Source organism: Pseudomonas sp. 3-2 (assembly GCF_019710535.1).
In the GTDB taxonomy this organism is placed as follows: domain Bacteria; phylum Pseudomonadota; class Gammaproteobacteria; order Pseudomonadales; family Pseudomonadaceae; genus Aquipseudomonas; species Aquipseudomonas pharyngis.
Map to the genome: position 1 here is coordinate 3,861,008 of NZ_CP081200.1, position 15,307 is coordinate 3,876,314.

Annotated in this window: 19 protein-coding genes; 11 read left to right on the forward strand and 8 right to left on the reverse strand. The window is 60.4% G+C overall.

All coding sequences use genetic code 11. From position 1 onward, the window contains the following. Window positions 1-123: 123 nt before the first annotated feature. The 4 genes from K3819_RS17255 to K3819_RS17270 all read left to right on the forward strand — a co-directional run bounded on the left by K3819_RS17255 (window position 124) and on the right by K3819_RS17270 (window position 3,282). The gene (locus K3819_RS17255; RefSeq protein ID WP_221397558.1) at window positions 124-1,107 is read left to right on the forward strand and encodes an aliphatic sulfonate ABC transporter substrate-binding protein; all 984 of its coding nucleotides are present in this window, start codon (window positions 124-126) and stop codon (window positions 1,105-1,107) included. A 61-nt stretch (window positions 1,108-1,168) separates the two neighbouring features. Next, on the forward strand, window positions 1,169-2,008 hold the full coding sequence (locus K3819_RS17260; protein ID WP_221397559.1) for an ABC transporter permease: 840 nt from the start codon (window positions 1,169-1,171) through the stop codon (window positions 2,006-2,008). A gap of 53 nt (window positions 2,009-2,061) precedes the next feature. Continuing rightward, a complete protein-coding gene (locus tag K3819_RS17265) occupies window positions 2,062-2,742 on the forward strand; it encodes an SOS response-associated peptidase (protein ID WP_221397560.1) in 681 nt (226 codons plus the stop codon). A gap of 267 nt (window positions 2,743-3,009) precedes the next feature. After that, window positions 3,010-3,282, forward strand: coding sequence for a hypothetical protein (locus tag K3819_RS17270; RefSeq protein ID WP_039767674.1), 273 nt, complete (start codon window positions 3,010-3,012; stop codon window positions 3,280-3,282). A 43-nt stretch (window positions 3,283-3,325) separates the two neighbouring features. Here K3819_RS17270 and K3819_RS17275 read toward each other — a convergent pair whose 3' ends face one another. Genes K3819_RS17275 through K3819_RS17285 form a run of 3 tightly spaced genes read right to left on the reverse strand, consistent with a single transcriptional unit; the run spans window position 3,326 to window position 4,522 of the window. Next, window positions 3,326-3,472 (reverse strand): hypothetical protein, encoded by a 147-nt coding sequence (locus K3819_RS17275; protein ID WP_007950514.1) that lies wholly within the window; start codon window positions 3,470-3,472, stop codon window positions 3,326-3,328. 40 nt (window positions 3,473-3,512) lie between these two features. Then, window positions 3,513-3,824 (reverse strand): AzlD domain-containing protein, encoded by a 312-nt coding sequence (locus K3819_RS17280; protein ID WP_178076444.1) that lies wholly within the window; start codon window positions 3,822-3,824, stop codon window positions 3,513-3,515. Then, window positions 3,824-4,522: an AzlC family ABC transporter permease gene (locus tag K3819_RS17285; protein ID WP_085610595.1), complete on the reverse strand. Its 699-nt coding sequence runs from the start codon at window positions 4,520-4,522 to the stop codon at window positions 3,824-3,826. The genes K3819_RS17280 and K3819_RS17285 overlap by 1 nt, the downstream gene beginning before the upstream one ends. 155 nt (window positions 4,523-4,677) lie before the next feature. Here K3819_RS17285 and K3819_RS17290 point away from each other — a divergent pair, with 155 nt between their 5' ends. Further along, a complete protein-coding gene (locus K3819_RS17290; RefSeq protein WP_085610596.1) occupies window positions 4,678-5,064 on the forward strand; it encodes a DUF2784 domain-containing protein in 387 nt (128 codons plus the stop codon). Here the strand turns inward: K3819_RS17290 and K3819_RS17295 are convergent. Then, window positions 5,061-5,582, reverse strand: a complete 522-nt coding sequence (locus tag K3819_RS17295; RefSeq protein WP_085610597.1) for a DUF3087 domain-containing protein — start codon at window positions 5,580-5,582, stop codon at window positions 5,061-5,063. The two genes, K3819_RS17290 and K3819_RS17295, sit on opposite strands and share 4 nt — an antisense overlap. Before the next feature lie 211 nt (window positions 5,583-5,793). Between K3819_RS17295 and ppnN the strand changes: the two genes are divergently transcribed. From ppnN to K3819_RS17320, 5 genes are all read left to right on the forward strand, one after another. Beyond that, window positions 5,794-7,167: a nucleotide 5'-monophosphate nucleosidase PpnN gene (gene ppnN, locus K3819_RS17300; protein WP_085610598.1), complete on the forward strand. Its 1,374-nt coding sequence runs from the start codon at window positions 5,794-5,796 to the stop codon at window positions 7,165-7,167. Between the two features lie 157 nt (window positions 7,168-7,324). Next, window positions 7,325-8,062 carry a response regulator gene (locus K3819_RS17305; RefSeq protein WP_039766999.1) on the forward strand — a complete coding sequence of 246 codons (738 nt, stop codon included), beginning with the start codon at window positions 7,325-7,327 and terminating at the stop codon, window positions 8,060-8,062. Between the two features lie 152 nt (window positions 8,063-8,214). Beyond that, window positions 8,215-8,592: a hypothetical protein gene (locus tag K3819_RS17310; protein WP_011334679.1), complete on the forward strand. Its 378-nt coding sequence runs from the start codon at window positions 8,215-8,217 to the stop codon at window positions 8,590-8,592. 162 nt (window positions 8,593-8,754) lie between these two features. Next, complete coding sequence (locus K3819_RS17315) at window positions 8,755-9,489, forward strand: ABC transporter substrate-binding protein (protein WP_085610601.1); 735 nt, start codon at window positions 8,755-8,757, stop codon at window positions 9,487-9,489. 108 nt (window positions 9,490-9,597) lie between these two features. Then, window positions 9,598-9,846, forward strand: coding sequence for a hypothetical protein (locus tag K3819_RS17320; RefSeq protein WP_085610602.1), 249 nt, complete (start codon window positions 9,598-9,600; stop codon window positions 9,844-9,846). A 64-nt stretch (window positions 9,847-9,910) separates the two neighbouring features. Here the strand turns inward: K3819_RS17320 and K3819_RS17325 are convergent, their stop codons facing one another. The 4 genes from K3819_RS17325 to K3819_RS17340 all read right to left on the reverse strand — a co-directional run bounded on the left by K3819_RS17325 (window position 9,911) and on the right by K3819_RS17340 (window position 14,181). Further along, window positions 9,911-11,326, reverse strand: coding sequence for an FAD/NAD(P)-binding protein (locus K3819_RS17325; RefSeq protein WP_221397561.1), 1,416 nt, complete (start codon window positions 11,324-11,326; stop codon window positions 9,911-9,913). Between the two features lie 59 nt (window positions 11,327-11,385). Next, window positions 11,386-12,789, reverse strand: a complete 1,404-nt coding sequence (locus tag K3819_RS17330; RefSeq protein WP_221397562.1) for an LLM class flavin-dependent oxidoreductase — start codon at window positions 12,787-12,789, stop codon at window positions 11,386-11,388. Window positions 12,790-13,142: 353 nt separating this feature from the next. Next, on the reverse strand, window positions 13,143-13,466 hold the full coding sequence (locus K3819_RS17335) for a hypothetical protein (protein ID WP_221397563.1): 324 nt from the start codon (window positions 13,464-13,466) through the stop codon (window positions 13,143-13,145). 151 nt (window positions 13,467-13,617) lie between these two features. Next, window positions 13,618-14,181, reverse strand: coding sequence for a helix-turn-helix domain-containing protein (locus tag K3819_RS17340; RefSeq protein WP_085610605.1), 564 nt, complete (start codon window positions 14,179-14,181; stop codon window positions 13,618-13,620). Window positions 14,182-14,266: 85 nt separating this feature from the next. On the opposite strand from K3819_RS17340, the gene K3819_RS17345 reads away from it, so the two are divergent. Beyond that, window positions 14,267-15,205 carry a DMT family transporter gene (locus K3819_RS17345; protein WP_085648382.1) on the forward strand — a complete coding sequence of 313 codons (939 nt, stop codon included), beginning with the start codon at window positions 14,267-14,269 and terminating at the stop codon, window positions 15,203-15,205. Window positions 15,206-15,307 lie beyond the last annotated feature (102 nt).

Consider the following 15,307-nt stretch of genomic DNA (forward strand, 5'->3'; position numbering starts at 1 on the left):
GCCCAATAAATGCGGGACAACGCGCACATGGCACAGAGCCTGCAATATTCCATTCATGCAGGAAGCATTCGATAAAAATATCTTTTTTGACATAAGAATCTGTTGCCTTGCCGGAGCGTGCCCATGAAACCCCTCTTACCGTTTTCCCGCATCAAAACGCTGCTCGCGGCCTGCGCAGTAGCCCTGAGTCTGCATCCTCTGGCCCACGCTGCCGAAGCGCCGCCGGCTGAAGTGCATCTGGATTACGCCTATTACTCGCCGGTCAGCCTGGCGCTGAAACATCTGGGCTACCTGGAAAAAGCCTTGCCCCAGAGCAAAGTCAGCTGGGTGCTGAGCCAGGGCAGTAACCGCTCGCTGGAATACCTCAACAGCGGCGGCGTGGATTTCGCCTCGTCGGCCAGCCTCGCCGCCGTGCTCAGCCGCGCCAATGGCAGTCCGATCAAATCGGTCTACGTCTATAGCCGCGCCGAATGGACCGCGCTGGTGGTGCGCAAAGACTCGCCGATCCAGTCTGTCGCCGACCTCAAGGGCAAGAAAATCGCCGCCACCAAAGGCACCGATCCGTACCTGTTTACCCTGCGCACCCTGCAACAGGCCGGGCTGAAAAAGGACGACGTGGAACTGGTACACCTGCAGCACCCGGACGGCCGCACCGCGCTGGAGAAAGGCGATGTCGACGCCTGGGCCGGCCTCGATCCGCACATGGCCGCCAGTCAGGTGCAGGCCGGTTCGCGCCTGCTGTACCGCAATCGCGACTTCAACAGCTACGGCGTGGTCAGCGTCACCGAGCAATACGCCAAGCAACACCCGCAAACCATCGACACCGTGATCAAGGCCTATGAGCAGGCCCGCGAGTGGTCGGTGAAGAACCCCGACGAATTGGCCAAATTGCTCGCCAGCGAATCCGGCCTGCCGCTGGACGTGGCCAAACTGCAATTGTCGCGCACCGACCTGAGCAGCCCGCAGCTGACCGCCAGGGACGTGCTGGCCTCGAAAGCCGCCGCGCCGATTCTGGTCTCCGAAGAACTGGTGCGCCGTGGGGTGAATGTCGATCAGGTCATCGATCAGTTGATCGACACCGGTTTCCAGCAAGTCGCCGCCCAGTAACCCACCAGGCTCACAACAAGTCCGCGCCCGTCGCGGATTTGTCGTGAGCGGAGAACCGTCCATGAGCAACGACTTGCCCGCCCGCCTCGCCGTGCCGGCACCACGCCGCAAAGGCCCACTGCTGAATCCGCTCTGGCGTCGACGCCTTAAAGGCCTGGCCCTGCCACTGCTGATCGTGATCGCCCTCGAATTCATCGTACGCATCGGCTGGCTGCCGTCCTACCAGATGCCCGCGCCAAGCGAGATCGCCCTGACCCTCACCGATTTGGCCGAAGGCGCCTTGTGGAAGCACATCGGCGCCAGCCTGATTCGCGTACTGCTGGGGTTCGCCATCGGCGCGAGTCTGGCGCTGGTGTTTGCCGCGTGGGTCGGCCTGAGCCGTGAAGCCGAGGCTTATCTGGAACCGACGTTCGCCGCACTGCGGTCGATTCCCAGCCTGGCCTGGGTGCCGCTGTTGCTGCTATGGCTGGGGATCGACGAGACCTCGAAAATCGTTCTGATCGCCATCGGCGCGTTCTTCCCGGTGTACGTCAACGTGGTCGCGGCGATCCGCAACATCGACCGCAAACTGGTGGAAGTCGGGCACATCTACGGCTTCAGCCCGCTGCAACTGGTGCAACGGATTCTGTTGCCCGCCGCCCTGCCCGGCCTGTTCACGGGATTGCGCAGCGGTATGAGCCTGTCGTGGATGTTTCTGGTGGCGGCCGAACTGATCGCCGCGACCAAAGGTCTGGGATACCTGCTCAGTGACGGTCGCGAAACGTCGCGGCCGGACATCGTGCTGGCTGCGATCATCGTCCTGGCGCTGCTGGGCAAACTCAGCGACGGTTTGCTGGCCGTGCTGGAACGTCGCTGGCTGGTCTGGCGCGACGCGTTCACCGGCCAGGGCAGCAAAGATTGAACCGTGCAACTAAGCTGAAACCTTCAGGCAGGTGTTCGCCGGAGGGTCGGCCGATGTGCGGAAGACTGTCGCAATACCGGGGTATCCACGATTTCGTCGCGGTGCTGAGTATTCCCGATGCGCTGATCAATCACGTCGGCGACGCCCCGCTGGCGCATTACAACGCCGCGCCCACCACGTCACTGGCGATCCTTCATCAGCACCAACAACGGCTATACGCCGACAATCTGCGCTGGGGCTGGCGCCCGCACTGGGCCAGGGATCGCGCCGCACCGATCAACGCGCGGCTGGAAAAAGTCGCCCACGGGCCGTTCTTTCGAGCGATCTGGCGTCATCGACTGATCGTGCCGGTCGACAACTGGTTCGAGTGGGTCGATGCACCCGACAAGATCCGACAACCGTGGCTGATTCGTCGGACCGATCACCAGCCGGTTTTCTGCGCCGCCATCGGCCAGTTTCCGATACCCGGCGAACCTTCACGGGAAGACGACGGCTTCGTCATCATTACCGCCAACAGCGAAGGCGGCTTGCTCGATGTGCATGACCGGCGCCCGATTGTGCTGCGCCCTGACCGGGTTCAGGAATGGCTCGATCCCGCCACGCCCACAGAGCGTGCCGAGCAGATGCTGTTGTTCGAAACCGAATCCAGCGAAGCGTTCCAATGGCACAAAGTCGGCAAAGCGGTGGGCAACTCCCGCAATCAGGGCGCGGAATTGATTGATGCCGTACCGTAAATAAATGTCGACGCGGTGCGTTATCAAAAGCAGGAACTCACGAATCGAACCCTGCCTGTTACACGCGGTGTTTCAAACGCGAAACATTCAACATAAACAGTCGTTTGATTGAACTAACCGCCTGTCTGACATTTCAGCCGTCATACATACATTTACAAACACTACGGATAGCATGCGCGCCGCATTTCCTTTTGGCATACCAGTTGACCAAAGAGTCAGCAAAACCAGGAATCCCCCACAAACTTACAAGCCTTGCAGAGAATTAAGTTGCGCGACGATTTTGCAATCAAACAGGTCACAGGCCTGGAGTGTATTCATCTGTCCCCGACAGAACGCTTTCAACTCGACTGTTTTATCGGCCATTACATAAAGACTCGAAACCTGCGTGACGTACCCGATATCGACCGCATCCTGCGCGCCACCCTCGAAAGCTATCCCTGCCACCCGCCGGTGATGGTCAACGAGTTGAATGCCTGGATCGACAAGACCTTGGGTTATCGGGCCTCCCACCCCGATTTCACGCACTTGGACGATCTTTGATGAACGAAAAGCCCCGCAATCGCGGGGCTTTTCGTTGTGGCGTTCAGGGTTTCAGCGGGCGTTCCTGATCACGGTCGGACAACTCGCGGCTGTCGTCATGCTTCCAGGTCTGCTCCTTGTGTTTCTCCCGTTCGATTTCTTCTTCGCTCGGTTCGTCATCTTCTTCAGGACGCTTCTGCTCGGTTGCCATGTTCACCTCGCTCTTGAAATTGATCCATTAAGCGTAGAACTTAAAGCCACCAGCGCAATACAAAGAAAAACGCCATGCTCAATAGCATGCTGAGCAACGTGTTGCGCGTGTAGATCACCAGTGCGATTGCCACTAACGAACTCAGCAGATAAGGGTTATCCCACTGCAGATTCAGTTGTTTGTCCGGCATGAACACAATCGGCCCGCAAATCGCGGTCAACATGCCCGGCACGGCAAAACCGAGAAATTGCCGTGCGTTACTGCTTAATCGCAACGGCAAGCGTGGTTCGAGAAACACGTAACGATTGAGGAACACCAGAATCCCCATGCCGAAAATCACAGCCCAGACCATCATGTGCGCTCCCGATACAACTTGTTGCAGATAAACCCGGCCGTCATGCCGGCCAGCCCCGACAGCACCAGCGCCGAACCCCATTGCCAATAACTGAACAACACCGAGCAGAACAGCGACACTGCCACGCAGACCACCGTCGGCACATTGCGCACCACCGGTGTGATCAGAGCGATGAAAGTGGCGGCAATCGAGAAGTCCAGCCCAAGGTGTTCAAGCCCCGGAATGCTGCTGCCGAGCACGATGCCGGCCAGGGTAAAGAGGTTCCAGGCGATGTAGAACGTCAGGCCGACGCCCAGGGCGTACCAGCGGTTGAACTGCTGACGATCGTGCTGACTGGTCAGGGCGAACAACTCGTCGGTGAGCAAAAAGCCCAGGCCGATGCGCCAACGTCCCGGCAACGGCGAAATCACCTGGCGCAAGCTCATGCCGTAAAGCAAGTGCTGCGAGGTCAGCAGCAGCGTGGTCAGCAGAATCGAGAAAATCCCGGCGCCGCCCTTGAGCATGCCGATCGCCACCAATTGCGCAGCGCCGGCAAACACGATGCTCGACAGGCCCTGCCCTTGCAGCGGCGTGAGGTTGGCTTCAATCGCCATTGAGCCGGCCAGCAGCCCCCAAGGGGCGGTCGCCAGGGATAACGGCATGATCGCCGCGGCGCCGCGAAGGAAGGCACTGCGCGGCATTAATGAGTCAGACATAACACGCTTCAACCGTGAGACAAGGCCCCGGACTCTGCCAGCAAACGCCCTTTCATGGCTTGAACAATCTTGCGCAGTTGGCGCAAATCCTTCCTTCCGTCAGTCGTTTACGGGCGTAACATGGCAACCATTCACACACGCGTCAGGGAGACGACATGCTGTATCGAATAGCCGCCGACGGGCTGGTGCTGTTTCATTTGCTGTTCATTCTGTTCGTGCTGTTCGGCGGACTGCTGGTGCTCAAGTGGCCGCGGCTGATGTGGCTGCATTTGCCGGCGGCGGCCTGGGGCGTGGCGGTCGAGGTGTTGCACCTGACCTGTCCGCTGACCTATTGGGAAAACCTGATGCGCCACGCCGCCGGGCAAACAGAGTATGCCGGCGGCTTCATCGAACATTACGTCTGGCCGATCATCTACCCGGCCGGGCTGACCACGCAGATTCAGCTGGTACTGGGCAGCGTGGTGCTGGCGGTCAACCTGCTGGTCTACGGGCGCCTGATTCGCCGCTGGAAACTCAGACGCGCCGCGCGCATTCCGTTTTAGCGCGCTTTCAAGGTTTCCAGCCAGGCCGGATCGAGGCGCGTCTGATCGGTGTCCAGACCGAGCGCCTCCATCCGCGCCTTGTGCGCTTCGACTTCCCGGTGCAATTGCGCGTGATCGCTGGCGTTGCCATCCAGTTCATGCATCTGAGTCAGGCCCAGGTGATAGAAACGCAGCACCTTCATCGCCACCGGATCACCCTTCTCCACCGCCGCCGTCACCTGATGCATCACATTGGTGACGCTCATCAGGCTGCGCTTGAGCCGCCAGCCGTACACTGCCGGAGCCATCCAGGTCTGGTTCCAGAAACGCCCGCGCAACAACGCCGCCGTCAGCAGAAATGCGCCAAACACCCCGCCAACATTGAACCGCAGATTATCCCCGCCCGGCTCGCCGAACAGCGCCACCGCCGCCGTCGAAAACGCCATCGCCAGCACCAGAAACAGCAACGCGATGATCAGCGTGCTGCGCCGGGTCTGCTGGCGATAACTGATGGCATCGATCGGTTGAATCTCGAACATCGCGACAGGCTTCCATGGCTTGAAATAAAAAGAGGCCGGCGCATTATCGCCTCTGAGGCGGATTTAGCTATGCTGGAGCGCCTTTTCATCTTTTCTACGTCCAACGGGGACATGGCGATACCACGCAGATCGTGCCATCTTCATTCATGGATACACACTATTCGGATGCCATTGGCCAGGCCGGCAATGACATCGTTTTAAGGATCACTGCATGACCCAACGACACGTAATCAATGCCTCGGTCAGCCCGAAAGGCAGCCTCGAAACCCTTTCCCAACGTGAAGTTCAGCAACTGAGCCAGGCCGGAACCGGCAGCACCTACACCCTCTTTCGCCAGTGCGCCCTGGCAATCCTCAATACCGGCGCCCATGTCGACAACGCAAAGACCATCCTTGAAGCCTACAAAGACTTCGAAATCCGCATCCACCAGCAGGATCGCGGCGTGCGCCTGGAATTGCTGAACGCTCCGGCCGACGCCTTCGTCGACGGCGAAATGATCGCCAGCACCCGGGAAATGCTGTTCAGCGCCCTGCGCGACATCGTCTACACCGAAAACGAACTCGACGCCCTGAGCATCGACCTCAGCACCTCCCAGGGCATCAGCGACTACGTCTTCCACCTGCTGCGCAACGCGCGCACCCTGCGCCCGGGCGTCGAGCCGAAAATCGTCGTGTGCTGGGGCGGCCACTCGATCAACACCGAAGAATACAAATACACCAAGAAAGTCGGCCACGAACTGGGCCTGCGCAGCCTCGACATCTGCACCGGCTGCGGTCCCGGCGTGATGAAGGGCCCGATGAAAGGCGCGACCATCGCCCACGCCAAACAGCGGATTCACGGTGGCCGTTACCTCGGTCTGACCGAGCCGGGCATCATCGCTGCCGAGGCGCCGAACCCGATCGTCAACGAACTGGTGATCCTGCCGGACATCGAAAAACGCCTGGAAGCCTTCGTCCGCGTCGGCCACGGCATCATCATCTTCCCGGGCGGCGCCGGCACTGCCGAAGAGTTCTTGTACCTGCTGGGCATCCTGATGCACCCGGACAACGCCGGGCTGCCGTTCCCGGTGATTTTGACCGGGCCGAAACACGCCGCGCCGTACCTGGAACAACTGGACGCCTTTGTCACCGCCACCCTCGGCGAGGCGGCGAAAAAGCACTACGAAATCATCATCGACGACCCGGCCGAAGTGGCGCGGCAGATGACCGCGGGCCTCAAAGCGGTGAAGCAGTTCCGCCGCGAACGCAACGATGCGTTCCACTTCAACTGGCTGCTGAAAATCGACGAAGGCTTCCAGCGCCCGTTCGACCCGACCCACGAAAACATGGCCAACCTCAAGCTGCACCGCGATCAGCCGCCTCATGAACTGGCGGCCAACCTGCGCCGCGCGTTCTCCGGGATTGTCGCCGGCAACGTCAAGGACAAGGGCATTCGTCTGATCGAGGAACACGGGCCGTATCAGATCCGTGGCGACGCCGCGATCATGCAGCCGCTCGATCTGCTGCTCAAAGCCTTCGTCGCCCAGCACCGGATGAAACTGCCGGGTGGCGCGGCGTATGTGCCGTGCTATCGCGTGGTGTCCTGACACCGCCTATGAATAAGCCTGAAGACCCATTCTTCAGGGCATCCCATAACACTGTGGGAGCCGGCTTGCCCGCGAAGGGGCCATCGAATTCAGCATCTTTGTTGACTGACGGACCGCCTTCGCGAGCAAGCTCGCTCCCACAAAAAGAGTGTGAACCATGGATCACATCAACCACATCCTGATCGTCGACGATGACCGCGAGATCCGCGAACTGGTCGGCAATTACCTGACAAAAAACGGCCTGCGCAGCACCGTGGTCGCCGATGGCCGGCAGATGCGCAGCTTTCTGGAAGCCAACACGGTCGACCTGATCGTGCTCGACATCATGCTCCCCGGCGATGACGGGCTGGTGCTGTGCCGCGAGTTGCGCGCCGGCAAGCACAAGGCGATCCCGATCCTGATGCTCACCGCCCGCGACGACCAGACAGACCGCATCCTCGGCCTGGAAATGGGCGCCGACGATTACCTGACCAAACCCTTCGCCGCCCGCGAGCTGCTGGCGCGGATCAACGCCGTGCTGCGCCGCACGCGAATGCTGCCGCCCAATCTGCTGATCACCGAAACCGGGCGGCTGCTCGCGTTCGGCCGCTGGCGCCTGGACACCACCGCCCGCCACCTGCTCGATGAAGACGACACCATGGTCGCCCTCAGCGGCGCCGAGTATCGTTTGCTGCGGGTGTTTCTCGATCATCCGCAACGGGTGCTCAGCCGCGACCAGTTGCTCAATCTGACTCAGGGCCGTGACGCCGACCTGTTCGACCGCTCCATCGATTTGCTGGTCAGCCGCCTGCGTCAGCGGCTGCTGGACGACTCCCGCGAGCCGACCTACATCAAGACCGTGCGCAACGAGGGTTATGTGTTCTCCTTCGCCGTGGAGATGCTCGCCGAATCCTGACGGATTTGTATCGCTCTGTATAAATTCGCCGCGCAGATACGTAACCGGTGTTTTTGGGCCGTAACACCACATATCAGCGATACACCCTCGCGTTTGAATGAACCCACCAGAAAGCACTGGTTCACTCATCATCAAACGCAAGGAGAAGCACCATGTTCAAGTCCTCGAAATCCCTGGTACTCGCACTCAGCCTGCTCGGCGGCCTGGCCATGGCCGACCTGGCGTCCGCCAGCTCCCAACCACTGGTTGCCGAGTACGGTTCGGAAAACCTGCAGAAGGATCGCGTTGCCGAAGGTGGCGCCGACCGTTTGCAGGAACTGCGTGAACGCGTTGCTGAAGGCGGTGCCGACCGTTTGCAGGAACTGCGCGAACGCGTGGCAGAAGGCGGCGCGGATCGCTTGCAAGAACTGCGTGAACGCGTCGCCGAGGGTGGTGCAGATCGCCTTCAGGAGCTGCGCGAACGTTCGGCCCGCAGCGTACTGGTCGCCGAGAACCGTCCCGAGTTCGGTTCCAAGTACCAGCGCTACTGATCGTCTGTACCCGCCGTTGTCGATTCCTGCCGGGGGCGCTCTGCCCCCGCAGCGATCACTACCGATAAGCCTTGTTCTCTGACACAAAAGCCCCGCTGTTTCCCCACGACAGTCATCACTGCTCGTACTAAGCTGCGCGATTGTTTTGTTCAGGGACGATCCATGAAACGATTTGCCGCCTGTCTGCTGTCAATGCTGGCCCTGACGGCCACTGCGGCGGACCTGCAACTGCTCACCGACAACCACCCGCCCCTGCATTTCATGCAAGGCAATCAGCTCGCAGGATTCGGTGTGGACGTGGTGCAGGCCCTGGCGACCCAGACCGGCGATCGTATCCATCTGCAACAAGTCCCGCTGCTGCGCGCCCTGCGCATGGCCAGCGATACCCCCGACACCGGCGTATTCACCGTGCTGCGTACCGACGAACGCGACGATCGCTATCAATGGGTCGGGCCGCTGATCGAAGTCGAAACCGCGCTGTACGCCCGCGACAATCTCCAGCCTCCCGTGCACAGCCTGCGTGAAGCCGATCACCTGGGCCGGATCACCGTGCCGCGCAAATGGCTGGTCTACAGCTACCTGCAAGGGCAAGACCTGAACAACCTCTACGGCGTGGAAACCCCGGAACAGATGATGCGACTGTTCAGCCTGGGACGTACCGATTTCGTGGTCTCCGATACCTGGTCCAAGGCCGCCCTCGCCCGCGAACAAGGCATGGAGCCGGGACGCCTGCAGTACCAGATCCCGTTGATGAAACAGAACACCTACATTGCCTTTTCGCCGCAGACCGATCCGAAACAGGTTGCACGCTGGCAGCAGGCGCTGGATACGTTGCGGACCGACGGTCGTCTGGAGCAACTGCGCCAGCGCTGGCTGAGCAATACCCTACCGCGCTGATCGCGCATCAACACCTTCGATAACAACTATGCGCAAGGGTGTTTTCACATCAAAACCCTCCAGCACTACAGTGGGCCCCATCTTCTCCCCACTCTCTGGAGCAACATCATGAAAGACATCATCGCCCTCGGCTTCATCGTTTCCCTGATCGGCGCCACCTCCGCCATCGCTGCCCCACACGCCAGCACCCCGGTTGTCGCGGCTACGACCATTGGCCAGTCCGGTACCCTGAACGTCGACACCGTCAGCAACGACGCCGAACACCAAGGCCTCAAACTGCAACAGAACGCCGAACAGACCAAACTGTACGTCGCGGAAAACCGCCCGGAATTCGGTTCCAAATATCAGCGCTACTGAGTGATCGGTTTGAGCTGCCAGAAACAGGAAACCCCGCCGAAGCGGGGTTTCTTGCATTCGGGCGTCAGCGCACCAGTCGCGCGGCCAGCGCCTTGGCCTGCAACGCCACGTCGGTGACAGCGGTGCTTTCCCACCACATGCCACGCAGCGGCGGGCCCATGGCGAACAGGCGGTTCGAGACCCGACCCTCTTCATCCATCACCGCACCGTCCACCGCCGCCGCGATGCCCAGCGCCAACGGCCCCGGGCGAACCAGACCGCGCGCCAGCAATTGCTGTGGCAAAGGTCGCGCGACCCGGCGCCAGTCGTATTCGATGCCGCTTGAGTTGATCAACGCCGCGCCCTGCACCACGCGGGTTTCAGCCTCACCGCGAGGGCGAATGCGGATACCCACGCCGTCGCCCGATACCGGCTCAAGCCCCTTGTAAGACGCCGCATGAATGCGCAATCGCCCTTCCCGATGCAGTCGCTCGACCAGTTCCGCGCTCAGCGGCGGTGAACGATGGTGATGACTTTCCCACCACGGTCGCACATGGCGCACGAACTGCCGGCGCTGCGCATCGCTGGCCTGGCTCCACAAATGACCGATGTGCGCCCGCACGGTGTCGAGCGGCGCCTGCCAGTCGATGCCTTGGGCGATGGCGTCGCGGCAATGCCGGCGCAATTCGCGCAGTAACTGGCGCGGCGTGCGGATGCTGTGATCTTCGGCGAGGAAGTCCACCCACGCAGGCGGCTGCCGACGCACATGGGGCAACAGCCCGTGCCGGGAAAACACCTCGATCGGCCCGCGATGCCCGGCCTGCTCCAGCGACACCACGGCATCGACCATGGTCAGGCCGGAGCCGATGATCAGCACCGTGGATTGTGGATCGAGCTGGCGCATGGCCGCGACATCCCACGGATCGAGCGCCGCCGCGTTGAGGCCGCTGGAGTCTTTTTGCGGTGTGCGGGCAGCCGGGAACATGCCGGTCGCCAGCACCGCATAAGCGCCCCGCAGTTGCTGGCCGTCACTCAAAGTGAGCTGTACGGAATCGTTGGAAGCCTGCACATCGACCACTTCGGCCCGTACATGCTCGACCGTCGACCCGTGTTGTGCGCCCACCTGCTGCGCTTCGGCCAGACGCTGCTGCACATACACGCCGAACAAACCCCGAGGTGGAAACAGTTCGCTGACCGGTACATGTTGCTGATCCGACTCCGGCCAGCCACCGCCAGCGATGTGATCGGTCAGCCATTGAGTCAGGTCATCGGCATTGTCCGGATCGACGCTCATCCGCGCCGCATTGCCGTTGAGCGTGTGGCCCAGTTCCACCGCGCTGTACGCTTCGCCCCGGCCCAGTTCGGCCCGGGGCTCGATCACCAGAATCGTTCTGCACCCCGGCAAACGCAGCAATTGCACAGCCAGCATCGTACCGCTGAGGCCGCCGCCGACAATCAGGATGTCGGCGTGACGGGTGGCGGTTGTATCGATTTGAGTCATGCCGTTCTCGCAGCTGAGGATATGCTCGGGCCAGTGTCATTCAGACGCCGCGAAGACGTCTAGACAGACGCGACCTTTTTCTCCTGCCGATGCAGCTCGCCGAGGTTTCGATAGCCGCTGCCCGGATGGATCTCCGGCAGTCTCGGCCCTTCGCCAAACAGCTTCTCGCGCAAGGTCCCCGGCGCGTACTCGGTCTTGTAGACACCGCGCTTCTGCAACTCCGGCACCAGCAATTCCACGGCGTCGATGAACGTTTCGTGGGTCAGCGCGTAGGCCAGGTTGAAGCCGTCGACGTCGGTTTCATCGACCCATTCCTGCAACAGGTCCGCCACCGTTTCCGGGCTGCCGACAAACAGCGGACCGAAGCCGCCGATGCCGACCCAATCGGCCAGTTCGCTGGGCGTCCAGACCTTGTTCGGATCCGCCGTGGAAAACGCTTCGACCGCCGATTGAATCGCGTTGGTGTGCACGTGTTTGAGCGGTTCGTCCGGTTTGAAGCGGCTGAAGTCGATGCCGGTCCAGCCGGAAATCAGCGCCATCGCGCCCTCGTAGCTGACCCAGGATTTGTATTCTTCGAACTTGGCTTTGGCCTTGACGTCGGTCTCGCCCAAGATCACCGTTTGCAGATTGAAGATCAGGATCTTCGACGGATCGCGCCCGGCCTCGGCGGCGCGGCGGCGGATGTCGGCCACCGTTTTCTTCAGCAGCATTTTCGACGGTGCCGCGACAAATACACACTCGGCATGCTCGGCAGCAAACTGCTTGCCACGACTGGACGCGCCGGCCTGGTAGAGAACCGGCGTGCGCTGCGGCGACGGTTCGCAAAGGTGAATGCCCGGCACCTGGAAGTGTTTGCCGTGGTGGCGGATCTCGTGGATCTTGCTCGGGTCACTGAAAATCCGCCGCTGGCGATCCCGCAGGATCGCTCCCTCTTCCCAACTGCCTTCCCACAGTTTGTAGCAGACCTCCAGGTATTCCTCGGCGAAGTCGTAGCGCGCATCGTGTTCGGTCTGGGCGTGCTGGCCAATGTTCTTCGCGCCGCTCTCCAGATAAGAGGTGACGATGTTCCAGCCGGCCCGGCCCTTGGTCAGGTGATCGAGGGTCGACAGGCGTCGGGCGAATGGATACGGATGTTCGAAGGACAGCGAAGCAGTCAGGCCGAAACCGAGGTGTTCGGTGACCAGCGCCATCGGCGGAATCAGTTGCAACGGATCGTTGACCGGCACCTGCGCCGCCTGCCGGATCGCCGCTTCGCCATTGCCGTTGTAGACGTCGTAGATGCCCAGCACGTCGGCGATGAACAAGCCGTCGAACTTGCCACGCTCAAGGACTTTCGCCAGATCGGTCCAGTACTCCAGATCCTTGTATTGCCAGGAGCGATCCCGAGGGTGAGCCCACAGGCCCGGCGACTGATGGCCGACGCAGTTCATGTCGAAGGCGTTGAGGCGGATTTCGCGGGGCATCAGATGGCACTCCGAAAAATTGGAGTAGCAATGCTGCTAATTCGAAAACTGCCACAAGAAACATCACTTCTGTGACGATTGAAATTGTACCTGCCCTGCACTCCATGAATAACAGGAGGGGAAGGTAAGCATTGGACAAAGACGGGCATGAAGCGACTCCAGCGAAAAATGTTTTCACAGGCGTCAATACAGAAGTCGTGCCAGTTTTATTAGTTGTTTTAAATCAAACAGTTAAGATCAAAATCTGATCCCGTACCTGGAAACCACTCAACAGAATGTGGTTTTACTGTTGATCAGCAAACACATGAGAATGCAGGCCACCAAAGATGCGTGACCTGCCATGGAGTTAACAATCAGTGGGTGATGTCGTATTGGACGGGTTTAGATGTTATCTCGTTAGTACCCCCCGCCCAGTAAATATAGTCGAATGTCCTTCCAGCACCAAGATTGTCAAGTAGCGCCGTTCGTGGAATCAGCAACTCATAATAACCACCAATATCAGGGCCCGGCGACTGAGCCGGGCCTACTGCCTTAGCGTTGATTCTCAATTCGACAAAATCGTCGGGATCGGCAAGAGGAGGAACTGGAATTAAGGCCGTCGCCCCCTTTGCGGGCACGTTCTTCAGGCTGAGTACCGTTCCAATTGCTTCTTTCATTTCGAGCGCTTCCAGTTCCATTTCTTTATTCCTTTTTAACGAGGATGAACTCTGCCCACAGAGGAGAGCTGAGCAACGACGTTGCCTGGAACCATTGAATGGCGACGTGATATGTACGTCTACTGTCAGAAATAACAGGTAAAAGGCTATATCCGACCGACGGTGACTGGCGTCAGATCACCACATTGCGCACGAAGCGCGCGGCCACTTCCCCATCATTGCGGTAGGTGTGCGGCTGATTGCTGGCGAACATGAAAAACTCGCCGGCCGCGATTTGCTGGGGTTGGTCGCCGAGCATCAGCGTCAGGCAACCTTCGAACACAAAGATCTGTTCGCTCCAGCCCTCGGCGTCCGGTTGCGACGGATAGACCTCACCCGGTTGCAGGCACCATTCCCACTGCTCCACCGCGCGGGTGGCATTGGCCTTGGATAGCAAAACGGCTTTGCTGCCGGGGATGCTGCCGGCCCAGGCAAGTTCGTTGATACGGCCGGGATCGCGATTGTCCGGGGCCTGGATCAGATCGCTGAAGGCCACTTCGAGGGCTTCGGCGACGCGGTCGAGGGTGGTCAGACTGACATTCTTCTCACCCGCCTCGATGGCCACCAGCATTCGGCGGCTGACCCCGGACTTTTCGGCGAGGGCCGTCTGGCTCATGTCGGCGGCGTGGCGCAGGCGCCGGACGTTCTGGCTGACGTGTTGCAGGACTGAAGCCCGCTGAACGGAATCTCTGTGCACTATATTGCTCACTGGCTGGGGTTGGGCAGTATACTGCGCACCATTTGGCGCATTGTGCGTCTCCTTCTTAAAAGTGCGCAAGGTCATGACGTCAGCCAACTCCCCTCAAACTCCCCTGCGGTTTTCCCGGTTCAGCAAAGCCGAGTGCGTGCTGGTGTTGATCACCATGCTTTGGGGCGGCACCTTCCTGCTGGTGCAACACGCCATGACCGTCAGCGGCCCGATGTTTTTCGTCGGCCTGCGCTTTGCCGCCGCCGCAGGCATTGTTGCGCTGTTCTCCTGGAAACACCTGCGGGAACTGACCCTGTTCGAATTCAAGGCTGGCGCCTTTATCGGCGTGGCGATCCTGCTCGGTTATGGCTTGCAGACCGTTGGGTTGCAGAGTATCCCAAGCAGCCAGTCGGCGTTCATCACGGCGTTGTACGTGCCGTTCGTGCCGCTGTTGCAATGGCTGGTGCTCGGCCGGCGCCCGGGTTTGATGCCGAGCATCGGCATCATGCTGGCGTTTACCGGACTGATGCTGCTTTCCGGGCCATCCGGGGCTTCGCTGAATTTCAGCCCCGGTGAAATCGCCACGCTGATCAGCGCCATCGCGATTGCGGCCGAAATCATCCTCATCAGTAACTACGCCGGGCAGGTGGATGTGCGCCGAGTGACGGTGGTGCAACTGGCGGTAACCTCGGCCCTGTCTTTCTTGATGGTGGTGCCGACCGGCGAGGCGATTCCGGATTTCTCGTGGCTGTTGCTGAGCACCGCCCTAGGCCTGGGCGCGATGAGTGCGGCGATTCAGGTGGCGATGAACTGGGCGCAGAAAAGTGTTTCGCCGACCCGCGCGACCTTGATCTACGCCGGTGAGCCGGTGTGGGCCGGAATCGTCGGGCGCATCGCGGGAGAGCGTCTGCCAGCGATTGCATTGGTGGGTGCAGGCTTGATCGTGGCGGCGGTGATCGTCAGTGAATTGAAGACCAAAGGCAAAGAGACACAAACAGTCACGGAAGAATTGGAACACGAGACCGAAGGCTAAACGGGGGTTTTACGGCTACTTTGTAGGATTCAGAGACATCCTCGCGTTTGGCGATCCGGGAGCTGGCACGTATGATGCTTCACAAACTTCCGCAGATTAGAA